This is a genomic window from Ruegeria sp. BG6 (assembly GCF_056538465.1).
Window position 1 is genome coordinate 226,789 of sequence record NZ_JBQFTB010000006.1, and the last position, 20,005, is coordinate 246,793.

Here is a 20,005-nt window from a genome sequence, read left to right on the forward strand (position 1 = left end):
ATAGTAAATGTTGGTATTTTTTAGAGTTAGGGCTGTGAAAATGTCCCAACTTAAACGGGCAAACCGACCCAGGTTTTATACCTTTTGACGATGCTAGGCTCCGACGGCAGCTCTCATGAACAACGGACGTTTATCGAAATTGGACGACTGACCGCGTTGCGGACAATGCTGCCGTTCTAGGGTTCAAAAACAAACGGAGCTGAAATCTATGGGCAGGCAACTCCACTTGTAAGGATGCAAATAGGAATGCCTAGCAATATTGCGGCAGTAACTTTTGCCGCCTCACCCGCCGATATATCAGCATCTCTTTCTATCAAAGACTTGCAGGGCTCCTCATCGATTGGACTAGCAATCAATTGTTTGAACTTTCCCTGAAATTTGATTGTTGTAAGATAGCTCCTCCCATCTGCCAGAAGTTGATAATCCCCGACAAGAATTGACCCAGCCACTTCCTGAGCAGGGTCCTTGACACATACCATTAATACATCTTCACCAGCGTTCGTTTTCGCGTCAAAAGTGTATAAATCACGTTCAGATGAAGCTGAACATGCCGCCAGCGTTCCACAGAAGATGAAAATGAACGAACTGCGTTGCATCTGACCTTCTACTCCCGGGAACCATCATTATGCCCGGAACCAAGGAGCGCATTGACATATATCAGATATATTAGAGCAGCGGTCGCTCCATTGAACGCGCAAGAACGCGGTTACCCGCATGGTTTTTAGAGCAAGCAGGTCTAAATTTTCTCAATATAGCCAATCTTGCTTCTGACGGGCTTTGATACGGGAAAGCCGTCATTCTTTCGAAAGATCTGTACGGAAATCGTCGACCCACTTCTCTCAAACAAAACCTCGTAAACCTGACCGGCCTCCAGCGTCGCGTTTAAAGTGTTTGTGGTTCCCAGAATGACATACGACGCGGATGCTCCAGGAGTGCCAAGAACGGCATCCAATGCTTCACCTGCCGCGGTCGATTGTCCATGAGCGGTTCGTAGCTGCGCTTCAATTTCACGCCGCCCAGGCTCTACCAAAATGCTGATAGAACCAACACTCCAATCATTGGCGTTAGATATTCCATCGACGGCCGTTATGACCCCTATTCCGGCGGACATCTGCTTGAATAGGCTGCCACCAGGTACGTGCACGCGGGTTTCCAACCGTGCCAGTTCTTCTTCTGGCTTGTCTGGCTCGACATAGTCGGGAGTTTCATAGCCGCAAGCTGAAAGTAGAACAAATGCGACTGCCAATCCGGCGGACAATAGCCGGGCCGAGCTAAATGCAATTTGCATTAAAACTACTAACTTTCGCCTGATTACCATATCCTCTCACAACGGGACTTAACCCAATCAAGAAAGTACCCTGACGTATTACAACTTAGGTCAGGCCACACTACTTTGATCCAAATCATACGCGCCGCAGGCACCGCTTCGATAAATGATTGGTCGGTCAGAGATGTGGATTTACTAAATAGGTCATTCCCGGCTTCCGCTTCGGGCTCGAAGCGGTCCTTCGCCGTTGTCCGCTCGAACGTCCGCTTCTGCGCCAACGGTCAGCCACTTCATCAATGCCAACAAACAGTCGTCAGCCCCCGGAACGACGCTTCAGCCGTCGTCTCAGCGCCAGTTAGCGGTCACTCTAGCGGTCAGAAATGCCCCATTTTGACCCGCTGACGCTCCATTCCGCCCGTCGCTTCACCCTCGAAATGCCCCCGAAACCGCCCCAGTTTCGGGGGCGGAACGAGGACGAAGGACGAGTGAGCACGGGTCATTCTCGACCGCTGAAGAAGTCGTTAAGCCACGCAATTCCGCTTCAACAGTACTGAAGCGCGAAACTGTCCTAGTGCCAATCGGTAATGGAATTGCTCAAATCAGCCGGGAGAAGCGCCGACTGGACTCTGGCCAATCAACACCCATCGCAATGGTCACCAATGCGCCCAGAGCTACAGATCCTAACCAAACAATCGGTGTGACTCCGAAATGCTGAGTCCCTACCGCTGCACTAGGGAACATGGTGAACGCTGTTCCCACCAGAAAACTGCAAAGAGCTGTCCACTGATAAACCTTTAGACCGCCAAACACCTGTGTTTGGGGCTCACCTCGGTAGGCCTCCTCGACGAACCGCGCGAGGCCGTTAAGCATGAGATAGGTTCCTACAATGAATGTGGCCGGTGCATCTATAAGGAGCAATCGCAGGGTCAACAATCCGACCACTAGGTTACTCACCATTGAGAACACAGGCGTCGGGTAGAGAGGCTTTCCACCCAGCCCTGCGATTTGCAGGACGCGCGATCGCTTATGCCGATAATGAATGCCGTTTCCTTCGAATGTCAGAGCCCCGTGGCAGCAGCCCTGGATCAGACAGCGAAAGCGACCGATTGCCTGAACCCAGGGCGCCGCGACGGACAGGGCTGCTGCGATTGGCAGGACATCCTGACTTAATACTAGGCTGGCGAAAGCCAAACCAACTGCGGCCCCCAGAACACCGCCATAGTAGCCGAATGGACGCAGAAGCTTTTGGGAGCCAACAAGTATCTGCCCCCAGATTCCGGCACCCAAAAGTGTTGAAATACCTATGATTGCAATTGTCCAAAACATGCTCGGACCGCTTATGAAGCCAACGATTAGAAAACCAACGGCCGCAGCTAAACCCGCATAAAGACCGTGATTTATGACCCTAGTTTGTCCGAAACGCCACTCCTTCCAAGAGTTTGCCACCAGCTCAGATCCGTGCAGTACGTATTTCCAAATCTCATTCCGCTTAGAAACAACTGCATACACCGCCATGCCTGCAAACAAGTCTAGCAACGCGTGCATACCTGTCGTCCAGCAACTAGCGAAGATAAGAATCCCAACCGTCCAGAATAGGAATCGAGCACTCGGGTAGGCTTGGCCATACAGACGAATTGCCAGCAGTAGCCAAACTATATGAAATGCAGGCAGAGCGGTCACCGGCCGATCGAACTGCTGCTGCCACAACAAAAGCTTGCTGAATGCAGCATCAGCGGAGACTTCGCGGAACTCCGCGATGATTGGTATTGTTAAGTAGAAAGGGATGATGATCGCGGTCGCAATTAGTCCTCCGAGCGCGAAAGCGTGCAAATGATCTCGTTGCTGAGCGACCAGTGGAGCTAGAACAACGAGAGGATAAATTATCATGTAGACTAAAGTCGAAAACCCCCAGACTGGCAGGCCTTCTTCAAAAGGGAGGGTTGAGTGCAGTACCGGTGGTACGACGCCAATGAGCTCAACCGTCTCGTACAAGATTAACCAAGGGCCGAAGACCAGTACAACAACGGAAACGATATCCTGAAGCGTCGGCGTTTCCATATCAGACGGAGGCAGACGTAACCAGGGCGGTGCATACTGCCCGCCGAACCGACGAACCAAGTCCGGCCTTTCATACCCGTACACCAGAGCAGCACATGCTAGGCCAACAACAGGTGAAACAACCCAGAGACCCGCGGGGGAGTTCAGGGCAATTGAAACGCCGAAGCAGCCCAAAACAAAGCCAATGTAGATTGGCTCGCTCATCCATCTATAAATCCCTTGCCTAACAAAACGCGAGGGCGGGTAGGCATTCATCGGCAAGCCACCCCCATGCACCCATAATGCTGTAATCCCAGAGACCATGAACGTTATGCCGAGCCCTAAAAGGACCAGACCCACGCTTGGGGCATCTGGGACATCTGGCAATGAAAGGAATTCGAGGCGAGTAGCCCAGAAAGCTATATAGGCGGGTATGATCACGCAGAACAAAACACCATATAGCAGCTTCCCCCACATCACCCGATCAATCAGGCCAGACAACTGTTTCATGGATTATCCATCCTTTATCATATTGGCCACCACGCGCTTCTAAAGTGCCGCGAGCAAGTCTTTTGTGCTCGTGAACATTGAGCAATGCGACGGGAGCAAGCTTCTTTACGATTGGCACTTTCGAGAGAATCTCTGAACCTAGATGTCCGGCTCGCAGTGTTGTGTCGGATGAAATAGCCACTGAGAAATCGTTGGACACGACCTGATCATGCGCAATGCTTTGAGGCGCTGCACGAACACCATTCCAGAAGAGCAGACGCCTTTGGTGCTCGCCGCTCCACTTCAACCATACAACGGAGTTCTTCTCGGAAACGAACCTGCCCCAGACCAATTCCTTCATGCCAAGTCGCCACGGCGGAATTGTCATGCTCAGGTACTCGCAACAGCCAAGTGCTTGCAGCTCCGAACCGTCCGAGGTTTTCAGTTTTACCCTTGAGCTCGGTTGCAGGCAGCTCCAGCCAACCTGTCCCTCTGCTGTAGAGAGAAGTTGACTCTTTATTGGCGGGGACAAAGGGCGCCACAAGCCGTCGACACCCAATTCGGAATGACGCCAAGTCACTGCCTCTGCACTTGGAACGGGACTGGAGCCACAATTGAGACTTGGACCCGGCCTCAGGCCCCGAAACTCCGATGAGTGAAGGGTGTCACCGTAACACAGAGAAAGCTGCCCAAACTTAAGTACAGCGAAATACCCAATGAAATAGTCTCCGATCTCGGTCACTCCGTCGAGATAGTATTTATTGAGCAAAAAACTTTGCTGTGCATTAGGTTGTTGAGAATGCTCGCCCATCGCCTCGCAGCCGGACAAGCCCACAAAGCCCGACGCGGTCATCCCCACTAGCAGCTGTCGCCGTCGCATCTTCTACCTTCGCGCATTCTCCTTGCGGAGTGGCTCCAAGAACCGACTACTCGCACTGAATTTGTGCTGGTTGTTGACACTATTGATCAGTGACGGGCAGCGCGTTGATGCATATCAAACTTCTAATTTGTCGAGTTGATCATACTTTTTTACATGGACGCAAGCACACTTGGCGAGTAGCGGTTTTGTCCGGATAGTGTTGAAAAACTCCGGTTTTGGCCCACTCGCTTTTTCGCGATTTCCATCGCGTCAGCAATGTTGGCACCACTTGCCCAGAGTAGGCCATGACAGCCTCTCACATAGCGGAACCAATGCTTTGGCCGACCCCCTGGCCCAAAACTTCAACCGCCGCTCAATGTGTAGTTTTTTCACCGGTTTTGGCCAAAACTGGAGTTTTTCAACGATATCAGCCCGAAGCAGACGTTCGGTACAAGATCGGCAAGCCCGCAAATCATAGCTGGTTTGAAGATCACGCGGTATCATCACTTGGTGGCCTCTTCCGGTTGCACCGGGTAGCCAGCAAGGGTCAGGCCTTCCATTATTTTGTCAATAAGCTCTTTGGGCATCCCACGGGCGCGAAACGGTGCACGCGGATCTGACTGGTATTCGGGGAACTGCTGTTTGATATATTCTACGGTCTCTTCAGCCTTCTTTTGCTGCCCGTTTAGGGCATAGCTAGCCGCAAGACTTGCTTTGTTCATGGGCAATCTACCCGCCGCAGCCAACTGTATTTTGATTGCTTCCTCGTAATCACCGCGAGAAATAGCATCCAGATGCGCCGCATAGGTATAGCCCGAATGCAGTTTTGGGTTGAGCGCCCGTGCCCGGTCGATCCATGCCAACCCCGTTTCAAAATCACCTGAATAGGCGAAGAAAATACCCAGATCAGCTAGAATCCAAGAGTCATTCGGGTTCAGTGCCACCGCACGCTCAGCATGTTTACGGTAGACATCCATGCTCTCACCCAGCAACCGGCTCCGTACTGCCAGTGCGTAATATGCATCTGGGTTATCGGGATCTGCTTCGATGGCATGTTGAGCTGCGTCAAAGCTTTTCTGAGCCCAATCGGGATCAAGGTCGTAAGAGTTCTTTTTTGAATCAAGGTAGTTGTACGCGAGGCGCGACCAACCCAACGAATAGCCTGGCTCTTCCCGCACGGTCCGCAGCAGACAATCGCGTGCCTTACGGTGCTCGGGCAGTGCAAAGGTCTGATAAAACCAGTGTGCGGTCATAAAGCACTCATATGCATCGAGGCTTTCGGGCGCCTTTTCGCGGATCGTTTTCAGAACATCGGCCTTGAACAATGGGGCATCGCTCGATCCGATAAGCGAGGCAATCTTGCTGGCGACTTCCACCTGCACGTCCAGAACGCTCGCAAGGCTCAGGTCGCTTACAAAGGGGCCTGGAGCCTGAAGCTGCAGACAAGTTTTTGCATCGGTAAACGTGGTGGTGACGCGAAGCTTGTCGTCAGAACGCTGCACCGTGCCACCCAGTATGTAATCCACAGCCAGCTCATCGCGGATCGCTTGGCAGTCCGCATTTTCGCTGAATGCCTTGCCGGCCCCTGGCGCCAATACGAACAGGTTGGTGAACTTGGCGAGCATCACGTTAATATCGCGGGTCAGGCCATCGCTGAAATAGTCGTCCTGCGGACTGCCGCCGACATTCTCGAAGGGTAGGATCAGCACCTTTGGTCCGGTTGGCAGGGCATAGGCCTCTTCTTTTGGGTAGAACTGGTACGCCAAACCTGCAAGCGCCAGAACAGCTGCAGCAACCACGGCGCCCAATTTTCGACTATCACGCCGCGGTACCGGCTTAACCGCCTTGTCCGCTGGCCAAGTCCAGAGTTCCACGCTTCGAGTGATGTTCTTCAACTCGTGGATGCCAGAATGCCCGAACTCGACATCCAGCTTTCCTATGACCATTTCGGCAACCGGTTTCGATACAACGATCCCGCCGGGGGGCGCCAAGGCCTCTAGCCGCGCAGCAACATTGACCCCATCACCCAGCAAGTTATCACCCCGGACCATTACATCACCAAGATGAATACCAATGCGAAACTGCAGCCGTTTGGGCCCTGGGCTTTCCGCGGCGCGCCGGGCCATATCCCCCTGTGCAGCCAATGCCGCCTGCACCGCTTTGACCGGGCTAGAAAATTCAGCCACCACGCTGTCCCCGGCACTACCGAAGATCCGACCGCCATGGCTTGAAATTTGCGCGTCAATCAGTTCCCGGCAGACCGTCAGTTCGGCCAGAGCCGCTTCCTCGTCCTCGCCCATTAGCCTTGAATATGCGACAGCATCCGCAGCGAGGATTGTGGCCAACCGTCGTTCCATAAGAACCTCTCAGTGACTGAGTTTAGCCTAATGGTGAGATTTTTCTATGCGCGTTAACGAGCGGCTTCGAATGTCGACTCTGTCCGCATAGCGGACATTTGGCGAAGAACGCTCAAGGTCTGCTGTGCGGACTTTGCAGCCATCCGCATTCTTGCTCTAAAGGACCACAATCAGCCCAAAACGGACATTCGCAATTAGACTTTGCAATTCCCGAGAAGCGTAGCAGATCAACCATTTGCTCGCGCCGCGAGTGCTTGCGCAGCATCAGTTCACAGGAGCGGCACGAATGTCGATGCGTTGCTGCTGATGACGTCAGGCCAGTCATTCATAGCCACGAGGAAACCTTGATCACGTACCGCTCTGTCGCCGCACTCAGGCTCGACAAGAGAGACGCGGACTTAAGCTGCCATTCGCTGCTGCTCCGCCCCCAAATCCCTACAACAACAGATTAATGCCAAGTAACTTCTTTCGGCGGTTCACCAGGCTACTTGGTCACGTGCTTGTTTCACAAACACCTGCCTTAGCAGTACTAGCGTTGCGACGAGGGAAACTTCCTTGACTCTATTCTGGCAAAGGACCACAAACGTGCATTGGGTAAAATTACTCGTCGTCGCGATGCTGCCGGCTTCGATGATCCAATGGCCTTCAGACTAACTGTAGCATGTGCCCCAGCATAGGAACGGGTCGCGCTGGGGTCTTCGCGTTGAGCTCGTTCCTCGCAAGCATTCGCAACTGTCACCTGACATGCTCCAGTTATCGCGTGACCCATCAATGAAGGCGCCGTATGAACAGAACATGGCTTATAAATCGCGTGCCCGATGCCGGATAGATCAGGTCTCAGGCTCCGTTTCAATCAGTCACTCATCGTGTTTTCGCGCCGCGTTCTTTGTTTGATCCCGACACTCTTGGTGTTGCTCTCCGGAACGCAGCTTCCCGCCCAAGTCGCAGGCAATGCTGATGGATCGGTCTGTGACGAAGGCTTCGAAAACAAGAACGGATCGTGTCAAAGAGCAAACGCACCTGAAAATGCGCATTTGACCGGCAGTTCCTATGGTCCAGGTTGGGTATGCAACCATGGATTCAAGCGTGTTGGAGATTTTTGTGAGGAAATAGAAGTTCCTAAAAACGCATATCTTGCATCGACCGGAGATCGATGGGAGTGCAATCGGCTCTTCCGACAAGTCGGTGAAAGATGCGAAGAATTGATAGCGCCTCAAAATGGGTACGTCGGAACCCGGTTTGGCGCACAGGAAATACACTGCAACTGGGGATTTCGTAAGGAAAGCCAAACATGTGTTGCAATAGAAGTTCCAAAAAACGGTCGTCTGAGCGACAAAAGAAGCTCGGATGGGTGGGTATGCCTCAGAGGGTACAGGGCAGCGGAGAGCGGCTGTGAGCCTGTGGCCGTTCCACAGCATGCATACCTTGCGCCTGAAACCTACTCTGGATGGAAATGTGAACGTGGCTTTCGCGCAAACCAGGACAGTTGCGTTGCGATCCTAGTCCCTTCCAACGCTCATTTGAATCGAAGAGGTGATGGTTGGGAATGTAATCGGCCGTTCACAAGACAGAACGATAAGTGCGCCGAAAATATGCCGCGAAAATAAGTTCGCTGGAAATCAATATCGCCTGACAAATCCGGAAGGACCAAGCCGTGAACCATAACTCGATTGACGAAAACCTTGGCAAAATGCTCAAGGCCGAAAGGGCGCATCGCTGGTCCTACAGAGTAAAGATGTTTATCGCGTTATTGGTGTTTGTTGCGACCATAATTGTGGTGGTGTTTCTCTGATGCGCAAAAATGCCCCTCAAGTAACCCTTCACGGTTCAAAGATGTCAGCTCGTGGTCTGGAACAAAGAGCATTTCAGGATCGCAGTGTTCGTGAGTCGCAGAACGCTGACGTAGCAGGAGTGATTGAAGAAGAATTTGGAAAGTACTTGATTAAGGCCGGCATCCTGAGCGGTAACAGCGTTGCGCGCGCATTCCCCAAGCCACCGGCTAAAACGCAGACAATGATTGCTGATGCAGTCGGCGAAACACCAGCATTGGCCATCGAAGCATTAAAAGAAATTCTCGGTGAACGAGACAGGAAACGTAGCGGTCAACGCCGTTTGGAGAGAAACTCCGGCACCCTCGTTCCCAGTGAAAGAGAATATGCCGAGGCATTGCGACAGATTAGGCTCACCCCTGCGCAGGTCACTATGCTCAAAGCACTTACAATCGCAGGCAAGGACGGTCTGACCATTGGTCATTTGTCTCAGGCGGCCGGTTACAAATCGCGCGAGGCCTCCATCAAGGTTTTTAAGAAAATCGGACTATTGATCGCAGAATATCTGGAACTGGACCTACCCGAAGCCGGATCGGTGCAGAATGATGGCGCCGCTCAGGTCCTGGCGTTTTCTCACATCGAAAGTGACGATGAGCCAGCCACTTGGGTTATGCATCAGGAACTGCGCGACGCTGTTCGTTCGGTTCTATGACGCACGTTCCAACCCCCGCTTTTGCAACGAACTCTGAACCGGAACAATTGCACGAAAGGTTGCTCACGTAGCTTATGTTGGAGAAAAGACCATATCCGCTCGACCTGATCTATGTACCTGTGAAACGGGCGAAAACGCTTGATCAACAAAAAGTTCTGACGCTGGCCGAAGATATCCTGAAGAACGGCCAGAAGACCCCGATCCAAATACGCTCGGACAACAAGAGGTTCGTGCTGATTGAAGGCCTTCACCGATTAGAGGCCATTCGCGCCCTGGGCGGTGATACGGTCGAAGCCTATCTGGTACGCGCCAGACTACACTAAATGCCTTTTGGAATTGGCGTTCGACAAAGCCTCGGAAAATGTCAGCAGACGTTGACTTTTTTCATCCCAAAGATGCAATCGTGCACAATGAAAGCTCTCATATAGAGTAATACGCTGGCAATTTTCTAACGCAGAATGGTCACGCAAAACTTCGTTTAGCCGGTAAAACGGTATGCGGCTGGCAAGGTGGTGAACATGGTGTACGCCGATGTTAGCAGAGAACCACCGCAGGATGCCTGGTAGGGCATAGTGAGAACTTCCATAGAATGCGGCGTTCTGAAGGTTCCACCCCTCTTCCCGTTCCCAGGTCGTGTGTTCAAACTGGTGTTGAATATAGAAAAGCCAAATACCAATCGATGATGCGACAATCATGGTTGGTAGGAAAACATACGATAATACCTCAATGCCTCCGGCCCAAAAAACTAGGGCCAATATCCCTGCAATTGCAGCGTTTGTTCCCATCGCACTTGCCCAGTACAGCCAGCCCGAACGCATGAAACCAAGAGGTAAACGGTTTTGAATAAAGAACGTATAGATCGGCGCAACACCGAACAGGAAGACGGGGTTCCGGGTCAGACGATAAGCGGCACGCCCGAACCACTTCCGCTTCAGGTATTCTTCAGTGGTCAATGTAGGGATGTCACCCATACCACGCCGATCAAGGTTACCGGTTGAAGCGTGGTGAATCGCATGGCTTTGCCGCCAAACGTCATAGGGTGTCAGGGCAAGAACACCTAGAACCCGACCGGTCCAATTGCAAACAGTGCGACTTCTAAAGAAAGATCCATGACCGCAATCATGCATAATGATGAAGATACGGACCAGAAACGCGGCATTCAGGATGGCCAGTAGTATTGCGATCCAGACACTAAAAGATAACGCAAACCACGCTAGGGCCCATAGCGCAAATAAGGGAGCAACTGTGATCGCAAGTTCAAAAACACTGCGCTTCGCATCGGCAACACGGTATTGCGCGAGCACCCGCGTCCAGTCTTTAGGTTGCAAGTTACTTGTTCTCCAATGGCTTATTGTAGCCCATTGTTCAATAGGGCACCCGAAAAGGGTGCCCTTAAAAAAGGTCAGGCGAGTGCCAGATTGGCGGCGCTTTCGCGTCCGTCACGGCCAGCTTCGACGTCAAAAGTAACCTTCTGACCGTCTTTTAATTCACTAAGGCCGGAACGTTCGATTGCTGAGATATGTACGAACACATCGCGCTTGCCATCTTCAGGCTCGATAAAGCCAAAACCTTTAGTCGAGTTGAACCATTTTACTGTGCCATTTGCCATGGTGGAAATCTCCAAATACTTGCCGCCCGCATTATTGCGGCGACTCGGCGTGGTCGGTCTGAATCGAAAGACTGAACGCCGAATTGGGGAGACAGCAGGTCGAAAAAGAAAAACGTAAGCCTTGTGTATATGGACTTCGAGTACGCACGATACAAGCCTTGATGCGGTGGAGGGCAACAGAGAAATCGAACCTGCCTGGCTTAGAACTCTACAAGTTGAGAAGACGCTGTCGTTCTGCGATCCAAACGCGAAGGCGGCTTGGGAGGCCGTACAAAAGATCAATGACCGCTTTTGGGAATCTATCCCGCAACATCCGAGACAGCTATAAGCGTCCGTTTTGATGCCGTAGCGAGACTTTGCAAAGTCCGGTTTCTGCGCATTGCTGTCATTGGGGCATAGAGCAGCATCGGTCAAAGTGGGCTCGAAGCGGTCGTTCGCCGCTACTTGCTCGTGTGACTGCTTTGCGGACAAAGCGGCCACTCTTTGCAAGAAATGAAATTGACGACTAGTTGTGGTATTAAGGCTCCCACAACCGGGGGGATGCCGCAATGAACAGAACTTGGAAAACATTTCTCGCGGGGGTGGCTGCGCTATGCGCCACCATGTCGACAAGTTCCGCTGAAATGATCCACTTGATGGCTCGAAAAGGCGATGTCGCAAAAGTTATGTCAGAAATCGAAAAAGGAGTGCCGGTGGATCTGCCGAGCACCACAGGCGCTCGTTTTGAAGGTTCGTCACCACTCGTAGTCGCATCTCGGTTCGGTCGTACAGACGTGGTCACGGCCCTGTTGGAGGCTGGGGCCGACCCAAACTACTCTCTTCCCAATGCTGAGTACGAAAAAACTTTTGCATACCCAATCCATGCTGCGTCAAGCAACGGACACACAGAAGTTGTTCGATTGCTTTTGGAAGCCGGTGCTGATCCAACTGTCGTGGATCCTTGGCTTGGGACAGCACTGCATTTCGCCTCGTTGCGTGGGCACGACGAAATCGTGACCATGCTATTGGATGCTGGCGTACCTACAAGTACAAGTATCCCTAGTGTGAAGCACTTGATTGGTAATGCCGATAGGGGCCGAGGAGAAACTCTGGCAGGTGCCTGCAAAGCCTGTCACAGCCTGGAGAACAATGGGCAAGTTCAAGCCAATGAAGGTCCGCCACTTTGGGGAGTTCTCGGGCGCACCATTGGCTCGTACGATGGCTACGAGTACTCGACGGCTTTCTCAGCGACTTCAGGTGTCTGGGACTACGACAATCTCAACTCGTTTCTTGGGCGTCCACGAGAATACATTCCGGGAACAAAGATGGACTTAGATGGAGTTTGGTTTGATCAGGATCGCGCAGACTTGATTTCTTACCTCCGGACACTCGATGAAAACCCGGTCGCATTGCCTTAACAACCAATCGAAATTGAGCGTAGGATACGCGTTGGTGAGGTCAGAAGCAGCCATCAAAAAGAGCTCGTTGGGCGTCTGCTTTGCGGACAAAGCGGCCTTTGGTTCTCCGAACAAATCGGACATTTTTGTTTTTAGACTAGGCGGTTGTGTAGAGTGACAGGATTACTGGTCTTATCTTCCGTAAGCGCAATATCTCAATTTGCACCCTCATTGGATGCTGAGGAGGCCGCTACCAATCGAATTTCCATCATATCTTTAGGTCCAGGCGCGGCTTCCAAAAAGGGCGGAAGAGTTCAATCTTGGGGCATCGGTTCATCACGACTTTAAGGCCCGCCGCTTCGGCGAGTTGCGCTGCTTGGTCATCGTACACACCGATTTGACCCCAAAGAACTTTTGCCCCGATTGCGATAGCCTTCTCGGCAAAGGCATAAAACTCTTCCTTCGGGCGAAAAACGTCTACCATATCAACATGTTTTTCGATCTCTTCCAGCGAGTGGTAGACCTTGAGCCCTCTAATTTCCGAAATATTCGGGTTAGGATTCACCGGTAGAATATCATAGCCGATTTCACTCAGCTGTCGCAGAACGCCATAGCTGAATTTCGTTTTGTCCGCGCTAGCCCCCACCATTGCAATGGTTTTAACCGACTGCAGGATTTCGGCGAGGTATTTGGGGTCGTAATCGTAGATGCGGTCGATGTCTGCTTCGGGCATCGGTTAACCTTCCTTCGGCGTCGCAATGTCAGCCTTGAGTTCGTGGGGTTTGAGAGGGTCGAGAAATGGATTGCGGTACAGCTTGTCATGGCTCTCGACTCCGATCTCAAGCGTGATGTCGGATGTCGGACGTGCCACGCAAAGGATCACATAGCCGTTCGCGATTTGCCGATTATTCAGCGCAACCTGTCGGCGTTGGTCGATCGCGCCAGTCTTTAATTTTGCCGCGCAGGTAATGCAGCCGCCATACTTGCACCCAAAAGGCAAGTCGACGCCCTGTTCTCTCAGCGTTTCCAGAAGTGAACGCCGCGCATCCACACAGTATTGCGCGCCATCTCTGTTCGCGATCGTCACGGTATACATAGTCATAGCCAGATGTCGCTTGTGCAATCACCGCCCGGATACCGGCTCTCGTGACAGCGCGATGGACCATTCGGTTCTTTGCCAAAGTCCACAATGAAATCCTCGTTGATCTTCATACCACCGTTTTCAGGGTCGCAATCGATCATCACCATAACCCCGCCCTTTTCGCGGATCTCGGGATAGAACTGGTTATCCCAAGTCGAGAACAGCGAGGTCGTGACGTAAAGCCTTCGTCCGTCGAGAGAGAGCTGGAACATTTGAGGACCACCCGCGACCTCGACCCCGTTAACGATCGGAGCTTTACCCAAAAGGCCTCCCATAAACACTTGGCCGGTCAGCTTGGGATTATGCGGGTCGGTGATGTCATACTGGCGCATATCTCCATGCAGCCAATTGTTCAGGTACAAGTATTTGTCGTCCATCGAAATCAGGATCGCCGACATAACCCCCGGCAACGGGATCGGCCATTCGGGGTGCATCTCGTTTTCCACGTCAATGATCTTTTCCCACCGCCACTTTTTAGCATCGTCTTGCCACCAATGGATCACATTGGTCGAAAGAGCTGCGCCACAGAACCCATGCGTGCTGTCAGGGTCATGGTGGAACTTGACTTCCAGTGGCAACAGCCCGTCTTCACCCAAATAGAAGCTTTCGACCGGTTCGCGCTTTTCGAAATCCCAAAAATGCAGCTCCCGCCCATATTTCAGATGGCCTACTTCTTCCAGATCGAAGCCCGGCATAAATGTATTGGGCGCAGCCCATTCGGAACTGACCATCACGTTGTGGCGCGGTTGGTACCAGAAATCGTAGCCAAACTTGATATCGCCCATGGAGCTTTCCCAGCGACCGACGATGTTGAACTCTTTGTCGAGATGCAGGTAGCCTCCAGGAGCTTCACCCTTGGCATTTCCAAGGAAGGAGATGATGATTTCCGAGCCCAAACAATGCACCGTATGCGGGCCCGATAAATCTGCCTTGGCCTTGATCTCGGCCCCGTCGATGACCTTATGCAACTGCGGCGCACGCGGGTCAGTGGCTGTATCAACGATGTGAAGGTTGTTAGAGCGTACGCCTGGCAGGATCAGGTATTTGCGGGACATCGAGCCGTCGTCGTGACAGGACGAACAGGCGTTCCACCCCATGTGGTGAAGCTCGTCCCCAATCCCCGGCATTTCCAGCCTATGGATTACCTGAGAATAGGTCGGGCTGTCTGGGTCGACATCCACTGTAGCAAGGTAATCAGGTTTCTGGATCCCTGTCCCGGTGTAGATGGCGATCGTGTATAGTAGCTTTTCACGGGGGGCTTTAATGGCTTCTTGCGGACTCCTGAAGCCCGGCCCACAGCAATGTCCGTCCATGGTGTGCTCCTCCCTTGATTCTCCTAAATGTATCGTATATCGAAAAATCTATTATCATAAAGTGAGAAGTATGCATCTCGAACGATTAGCGCTGATTTTGGAAATCGTGGGTCAAAAAGGACGTGCGTCTGTAACGGATATCTGTGCCCAGTCCGATATTCCCAAACCTACAGCCTACCGGCTGGTTCAAGACCTTGTTTTGTCCGGCCTCCTTGAATCACCAGCCCGCGGTGAGTTCGCGATTGGGATTAGGCTAAAGCGTATCACGTTGAGCGATCACTCTGATCCCGCTCTTTTGCAAGTGATTGCGCCTGTCCTATCTGGCGCCGCGAATGACTATGGCGCTGCGTTTTTCTTGTCTCGACTACGGGGCCATTGGGTAGAGATTATTCATGTGGAGACACCGCAGACGGGCGTGTCTTTTCTTCATCCAGGTATGGGCAAACGACCAATGCACGCGTGCTCTTGCGCCAAGGCAATCGCCGCCGTGTCGCCTGAGCTGCTGTCTCATGACGAACTGAATGGGCAGCTCAAGCGATACACAGAGCGCACAATTACAAACCGAGAGAGTTTGGTCGCGGAACTCGACGCCGTCAGGGCAAAAGGCTATGCCGAATGTGTCGAGGAGTTGGAACGCGGGATCAGCTCAGTAGCAACAACACTGGCAAAATCAGGTGTTGGTGCCACGCTGTCAATCGGCGCTACAGCTTCCCTTCGGGTGTTTACACCCTCGAAGCGAGAAAAGATCGGCCAAATACTTAACGCGATGTCGGACAAGCTTTCACGCGCGCTAGGATGGGGTGAAGCAGATGAGAAAAGGATACCCGCTTAGGGTCATGAGTATAGCAATGCTGTAGGTTAATACCCTGCAAGAGGATTGGCGTATTTTGTGACCTTCGTCCGCTTGTAGGTCAATGAAGGAGAAAATTATGGACGAAGCAATGTTTGGTGGTTTCTTCGTGATCAACGTCAAACCTGAGTATCGACAGCCCTTTTTGGATGCCAGTATTTTCCAAGCGCAAAATGTTGTCAGTGAAGAACCCGAAGTTTTCCAGTTTCACATTATGGCGGATGAGGCAAACCCAAATCGTTTCTATTTCTACGAAGTTTTCAGGGATGAAGCTGCGGTCCAGGATCATTGGGAATCTGAAACCTTCAATAACTGGTTGAACACTGTCCGAATGATGCTGGATGGCGAGATCGAGCTTGTTGCCAGGATGCGCTCGCTTTTTCCGACTACAAAAGGTTTCAAGGCGCAAAAAGCAAGCCTGCTACTTTGGTAAAATTGACCGACGTTTGAAGCTATCGCCGGTTCGAGAAAATTATGGATTTTGGTGCTGGTCCGCGTTGGGCTCCAAGCAGCCGTTCGGATGAATTTAATGAATGCCTGTTAAGCGGACGTAGCCGACAATCGTCTGAACAGTCTAGCTACTACAAACTGCCAATGCCGATAATTATCGTTCCAAATGGCACTGAAATCTAGCTTCCCGCAAACGGTCAGCCGTGCGTGGCGCGGTACTTGATTTGTAGTAACGTCCGCGTTGCGAACGAAACCGTATCTGGCCTCTATTCGAGATTTGATGACAATCGGCCAAAACAGAATTTGCGATCCGTCAGAACTCTTTTGTTTATCCTGCTCAGATCAAACACGAACAAGTAGCTCGTTTGATCCATTCGACTCAATGGTTAACGATTGCTTTAGTACAAGTGAAAGTAGTAGATCAGACAAGGGTACTTGCGGGACTGTTCGGTGGATGAACTTGAAAAAATACTGAGCAACATCGGGTTTTCTCAATACCTCGATGCTTTTGTTCAAAACGACATTGATATGTCACTTATTGGCGATCTGACCCTCGATGAATTGAAGGAAATCGGCATCGTTTCTCTGGGGCACCGGAAGAAAATCCTGGCGGGCCTGAAAAAGGCCGCGGAAACATACGACCCAACTGTCACTGCACCCACATCGACAAACCTTGAAAGCTCCTCTGACGCTGAACGGCGAGACGTCACTACCATTTTTGCCGACCTCAGCAGCTATACTCAGTTATCGCGCGAACTGGACAAGGAAGATCTGCACGATGTGCTGTCTTGCTTGTATGATCGCTTCAATGAAATTGTGATCCGCATGGGTGGCACGGTGGACCGTCATATCGGCGATTGTGTGATGGCGGTTTTCGGCGCGCCGGTCTCATTTGGCAACGATAGTGAACGGGCGTTGCGGACAACCGTCGAGATGCACCGCGCCATGGAAGAGATATCTCGAAGATTTGGTCGTGAACTGACTGTTCATATTGGTGCTGCAGCTGGCAACGTTCTCTTCTCCAAGCGCGGTTACGGACAACGAAAAGACCAAGACTTTACTGTGACTGGAGATACTGTGAACCTAGCGTCCCGCCTTGCTGATCAGGCTGGCCCAAAAGAAACACTGATTGACGACAAGATATTTCTGTCTCTCAGTCAAAGCATTCATTGCGACGCTCCAGTCTCTTTACAGGTTAAAGGGTACGAAAGCCCCGTGCTGGCGCATCGGTTTGTCGGCTTCGGTCGGGCGGTCGCACAAAACAAAATTGTCGGACGTGATCGAGAAGTCGAGCTACTGGGTCGAGCACTTGACGGAACCATCTCGCGGCGTACTGGTGAAACGGTATACCTGCGCGGAGATGCGGGTATCGGCAAGACGAGGCTGGTTCAGGAAACTCTTTTAAAGGCAAAAGCGAAAGGTTTTGACAGGCATTCCGCACTGTTTCTTGACTTTGGTCTGGGAGATGCAGAGTCGCCCGTGAACAAAATCATAAGCAGTATGTGTGGTCTGGGAGAGCACGCTCAACAATCAGCGGTCATGTCCGTGATCAAGCGATTGACCGAGGCAGACGTCCTGAATGAGATTTCCACACTTTTCATGGTTCAGATTCTGGGCGTGAAACCTGATCTTGAGATGTCGGTGATGCTTGGTGCCATGAGTGACACCGCTCGGGTGGAAGGGTTGCATGAAACCATCAGACGCGTCGTGCGTCATTTCTCAGCGCAAACACCGCAACTGATTGTTTTGGAGGATGTCCATTGGGCAGATCCCAAAATGCTGCCCTTGATAAATATTCTGGTCGATGAAAGTCAGGCCAATCCGGTCTTTCTTTTGCTTACATCACGTATGGAAGGATACGTGATGGACATGGATATTGCTCCGATCGAAAGTTCAGCGCGTGTAAGAAGAATGACCCTGGGCGCTCTGAAATCGGCTGATGCGATGGAACTTGCACAGATGACCATTCGCGTCACGAACCAAATGGTCGATGAGTGTATCGAGAAGGCGCAGGGTAACCCGCTTTTTCTGGTTCAGATGTTGGCCCACGCGAACGATGTAGATGGGCTGGTTCCCAGTTCGATCCAAAGCTTGATTCAGGCCCGCTTTGACCGACTTGCGCCGCAAGACAAGAAAATACTGCATGCGGCAGCCGTGTTGGGGCAGCGTTTTACGATGAGCGCCGTGACGCAAATTGCAGAGGTGAGCGTTTACGACGAGCGCCCATTGCTGGACGCAGCCCTGATAAAACCCATCGACGACGGATATCTTTTTGCCCATGCTCTGATACGGGATGCCATTCTCAGTACTATTCTGCGGAAAGACTTGCGCGCATTGCATTTGGCAGCCGCAAATTGGTTTGAGAAGCGCGGCGTCGTACTTTATGCGCAACATCTTTCGTTCGCCGAAGACCCGCGCGCCGCTGAGGCGTTTCTCTCGGCGGCGCGTGACGCAAGAGATGCATTCCAATCAGATGATGCTCTGGATTTTGCACAAAAGGGGTTGAACTGCGATCCCGATCTAGACACGCGTGGTGCACTTTTGCGGGTCAAAGGCGATGTTCTGCGGGAGTCAGGTGACAGTGAGAAATCCATCACATGCTTCCGCGAGGCACAAGACTGCGCAGCGCATGCGTTGGACAAATGCCGTTCGTTGATCGGCATCGCTGCCGCCATGCGTATCCTGGACCGGATCGATGAAGCGTACGCGGTTCTCGACGAAGCCCAGACTATTGCCGAAGGCGGCACGCTTTTGTCTGAGTTGAGCAATATACACTATCTGCGTGGGAGCCTGCATTTCCCACGTGGTGATCTAGACGGTTGCCAGGAAGAACATTTCAAATCGCTTGAATATGCGCAGAGAGCCGATTTGCCGGAAAGGCAAGCCCTGGCGCTCAGCGGGTTGGGCGACGCCGCTTATGCGCGTGGCAGGATGTTTACCGCTCATGAGGTCATAGAAAACTGCCTGCAGCTTTGTGAACAACATGGTCTGGGTGCGGTACAGAGTGCTAATCTGTTCATGTTGGCCACAACAAAAATTTACATGAACCAGACCGAGCAGGCGCTGGCCTGCGCCTTGCAGTCAGCCGAATTGGCGCAAAAACTCGGAACACATCGTCCGGAAATCGTGTCTCGACTGACAGCGGGCTGGATCCTCACTTCGATGGCGCGGTATGCCGAAGCACGCTCGGAGATCGACAGGGGCAGCAAACTAGCCGAACGCATCGGCGCGAAACGGTTCCTTCCCTTTTTGGAAGAGACACTTGCACGCATAGAGTTCGAACAGGGCAACGACATTGAAGCAGAGAGGCTTGCCGAGGACGCGCTGACGAAAGTGCGCGAAATGGCGCTCGATACTTTTATAGGCCCTTGGGTGATGTCCACGGTTGCCCTAACGACATCAAATGCCGCGCGACGCATTGAAATTCTGCGGGAAGGAGAAGCATTGCTTGCAAAGGGTTGTGTTGGTCACAACTACTTTCGGTTTTACCGAAATGCCATACAAGCTTGCCTGAACGCAGAGGCCTTCGAGGACGCAGAGCGTTTGGCGACAGCCCTCGAAGACTACACCGCGGACGAACCGACACCATGGTCGCAATATCATATTCAACGGACCAGAGCGCTGACAAACAAAGCGCGCGGGATGCCAGATAACGAAGCATTGACATCACTTCGAACGACGGCAGAGGCGGCGAGCCTGTTCAACGCAATGCCCGTCATACGCAAAAAACCCTATCAAACGGCGGCGACCTAAAACTGATCGCACCTGCAGGAAAG

At 52.1% G+C, this 20,005-nt stretch carries 18 protein-coding genes; 7 read left to right on the plus strand and 11 right to left on the minus strand.

Translation table 11 applies throughout. From position 1 onward, the window contains the following. Positions 1–206 precede the first annotated feature (206 nt). The 6 genes from ACR0JW_RS13280 to ACR0JW_RS13305 all read right to left on the minus strand — a co-directional run bounded on the left by ACR0JW_RS13280 (position 207) and on the right by ACR0JW_RS13305 (position 7,009). Positions 207–596 (minus strand): hypothetical protein, encoded by a 390-nt coding sequence (locus ACR0JW_RS13280; RefSeq protein ID WP_170619958.1) that lies wholly within the window; start codon positions 594–596, stop codon positions 207–209. A 140-nt stretch (positions 597–736) separates the two neighbouring features. Beyond that, positions 737–1,288 (minus strand): hypothetical protein, encoded by a 552-nt coding sequence (locus tag ACR0JW_RS13285; RefSeq protein ID WP_170619956.1) that lies wholly within the window; start codon positions 1,286–1,288, stop codon positions 737–739. A gap of 353 nt (positions 1,289–1,641) precedes the next feature. Next, positions 1,642–1,767, minus strand: coding sequence for a hypothetical protein (locus ACR0JW_RS13290; RefSeq protein ID WP_480714032.1), 126 nt, complete (start codon positions 1,765–1,767; stop codon positions 1,642–1,644). 94 nt (positions 1,768–1,861) lie between these two features. Next, on the minus strand, positions 1,862–3,814 hold the full coding sequence (locus ACR0JW_RS13295; RefSeq protein ID WP_170682704.1) for a prolipoprotein diacylglyceryl transferase family protein: 1,953 nt from the start codon (positions 3,812–3,814) through the stop codon (positions 1,862–1,864). After that, positions 3,789–4,154, minus strand: a complete 366-nt coding sequence (locus ACR0JW_RS13300; protein ID WP_170682703.1) for a hypothetical protein — start codon at positions 4,152–4,154, stop codon at positions 3,789–3,791. The genes ACR0JW_RS13295 and ACR0JW_RS13300 overlap by 26 nt, the downstream gene beginning before the upstream one ends. 1,001 nt (positions 4,155–5,155) lie before the next feature. Then, complete coding sequence (locus ACR0JW_RS13305) at positions 5,156–7,009, minus strand: adenylate/guanylate cyclase domain-containing protein (RefSeq protein WP_170682702.1); 1,854 nt, start codon at positions 7,007–7,009, stop codon at positions 5,156–5,158. A 1,654-nt stretch (positions 7,010–8,663) separates the two neighbouring features. Between ACR0JW_RS13305 and ACR0JW_RS13310 the strand changes: the two genes are divergently transcribed. The 3 genes from ACR0JW_RS13310 (at position 8,664) to ACR0JW_RS13320 (ending at position 9,813) form a co-directional block, all read left to right on the plus strand. Then, a complete protein-coding gene (locus tag ACR0JW_RS13310; protein WP_170567617.1) occupies positions 8,664–8,801 on the plus strand; it encodes a hypothetical protein in 138 nt (45 codons plus the stop codon). Then, the gene (locus ACR0JW_RS13315; protein ID WP_480714033.1) at positions 8,801–9,490 is read left to right on the plus strand and encodes a hypothetical protein; all 690 of its coding nucleotides are present in this window, start codon (positions 8,801–8,803) and stop codon (positions 9,488–9,490) included. Before ACR0JW_RS13310 ends, ACR0JW_RS13315 begins: the two co-directional genes overlap by 1 nt. A gap of 74 nt (positions 9,491–9,564) precedes the next feature. Further along, positions 9,565–9,813 carry a ParB N-terminal domain-containing protein gene (locus ACR0JW_RS13320; protein ID WP_039524390.1) on the plus strand — a complete coding sequence of 83 codons (249 nt, stop codon included), beginning with the start codon at positions 9,565–9,567 and terminating at the stop codon, positions 9,811–9,813. On the opposite strand, the gene ACR0JW_RS13325 is transcribed toward ACR0JW_RS13320, so the two are convergent. Further along, entirely contained in the window at positions 9,805–10,818 is a 1,014-nt protein-coding gene (locus ACR0JW_RS13325; RefSeq protein ID WP_170452345.1) for a fatty acid desaturase, read from the minus strand. The genes ACR0JW_RS13320 and ACR0JW_RS13325 overlap by 9 nt on opposite strands. Before the next feature lie 74 nt (positions 10,819–10,892). After that, a complete protein-coding gene (locus tag ACR0JW_RS13330; RefSeq protein WP_170382448.1) occupies positions 10,893–11,099 on the minus strand; it encodes a cold-shock protein in 207 nt (68 codons plus the stop codon). Between the two features lie 548 nt (positions 11,100–11,647). On the opposite strand from ACR0JW_RS13330, the gene ACR0JW_RS13335 reads away from it, so the two are divergent. Then, a complete protein-coding gene (locus ACR0JW_RS13335) occupies positions 11,648–12,496 on the plus strand; it encodes an ankyrin repeat domain-containing protein (protein ID WP_170682824.1) in 849 nt (282 codons plus the stop codon). Between the two features lie 247 nt (positions 12,497–12,743). Here ACR0JW_RS13335 and ACR0JW_RS13340 read toward each other — a convergent pair whose 3' ends face one another. The 3 genes from ACR0JW_RS13340 to ACR0JW_RS13350 are packed head-to-tail and all read right to left on the minus strand — an operon-like array spanning position 12,744 to position 14,929. After that, complete coding sequence (locus tag ACR0JW_RS13340; protein WP_170615114.1) at positions 12,744–13,208, minus strand: CoA-binding protein; 465 nt, start codon at positions 13,206–13,208, stop codon at positions 12,744–12,746. A 3-nt stretch (positions 13,209–13,211) separates the two neighbouring features. Continuing rightward, positions 13,212–13,577: a 2Fe-2S iron-sulfur cluster-binding protein gene (locus tag ACR0JW_RS13345; RefSeq protein ID WP_171133893.1), complete on the minus strand. Its 366-nt coding sequence runs from the start codon at positions 13,575–13,577 to the stop codon at positions 13,212–13,214. Further along, positions 13,574–14,929, minus strand: a complete 1,356-nt coding sequence (locus tag ACR0JW_RS13350) for a selenium-binding family protein (RefSeq protein WP_480714034.1) — start codon at positions 14,927–14,929, stop codon at positions 13,574–13,576. Before ACR0JW_RS13350 ends, ACR0JW_RS13345 begins: the two co-directional genes overlap by 4 nt. A gap of 70 nt (positions 14,930–14,999) precedes the next feature. On the opposite strand from ACR0JW_RS13350, the gene ACR0JW_RS13355 reads away from it, so the two are divergent. The 3 genes from ACR0JW_RS13355 to ACR0JW_RS13365 all read left to right on the plus strand — a co-directional run bounded on the left by ACR0JW_RS13355 (position 15,000) and on the right by ACR0JW_RS13365 (position 19,982). After that, on the plus strand, positions 15,000–15,761 hold the full coding sequence (locus ACR0JW_RS13355; RefSeq protein ID WP_480714035.1) for an IclR family transcriptional regulator: 762 nt from the start codon (positions 15,000–15,002) through the stop codon (positions 15,759–15,761). 97 nt (positions 15,762–15,858) lie between these two features. Then, a complete protein-coding gene (locus tag ACR0JW_RS13360; protein ID WP_480714036.1) occupies positions 15,859–16,212 on the plus strand; it encodes a putative quinol monooxygenase in 354 nt (117 codons plus the stop codon). A gap of 467 nt (positions 16,213–16,679) precedes the next feature. Beyond that, on the plus strand, positions 16,680–19,982 hold the full coding sequence (locus ACR0JW_RS13365; protein WP_480714037.1) for an adenylate/guanylate cyclase domain-containing protein: 3,303 nt from the start codon (positions 16,680–16,682) through the stop codon (positions 19,980–19,982). Positions 19,983–20,005 lie beyond the last annotated feature (23 nt).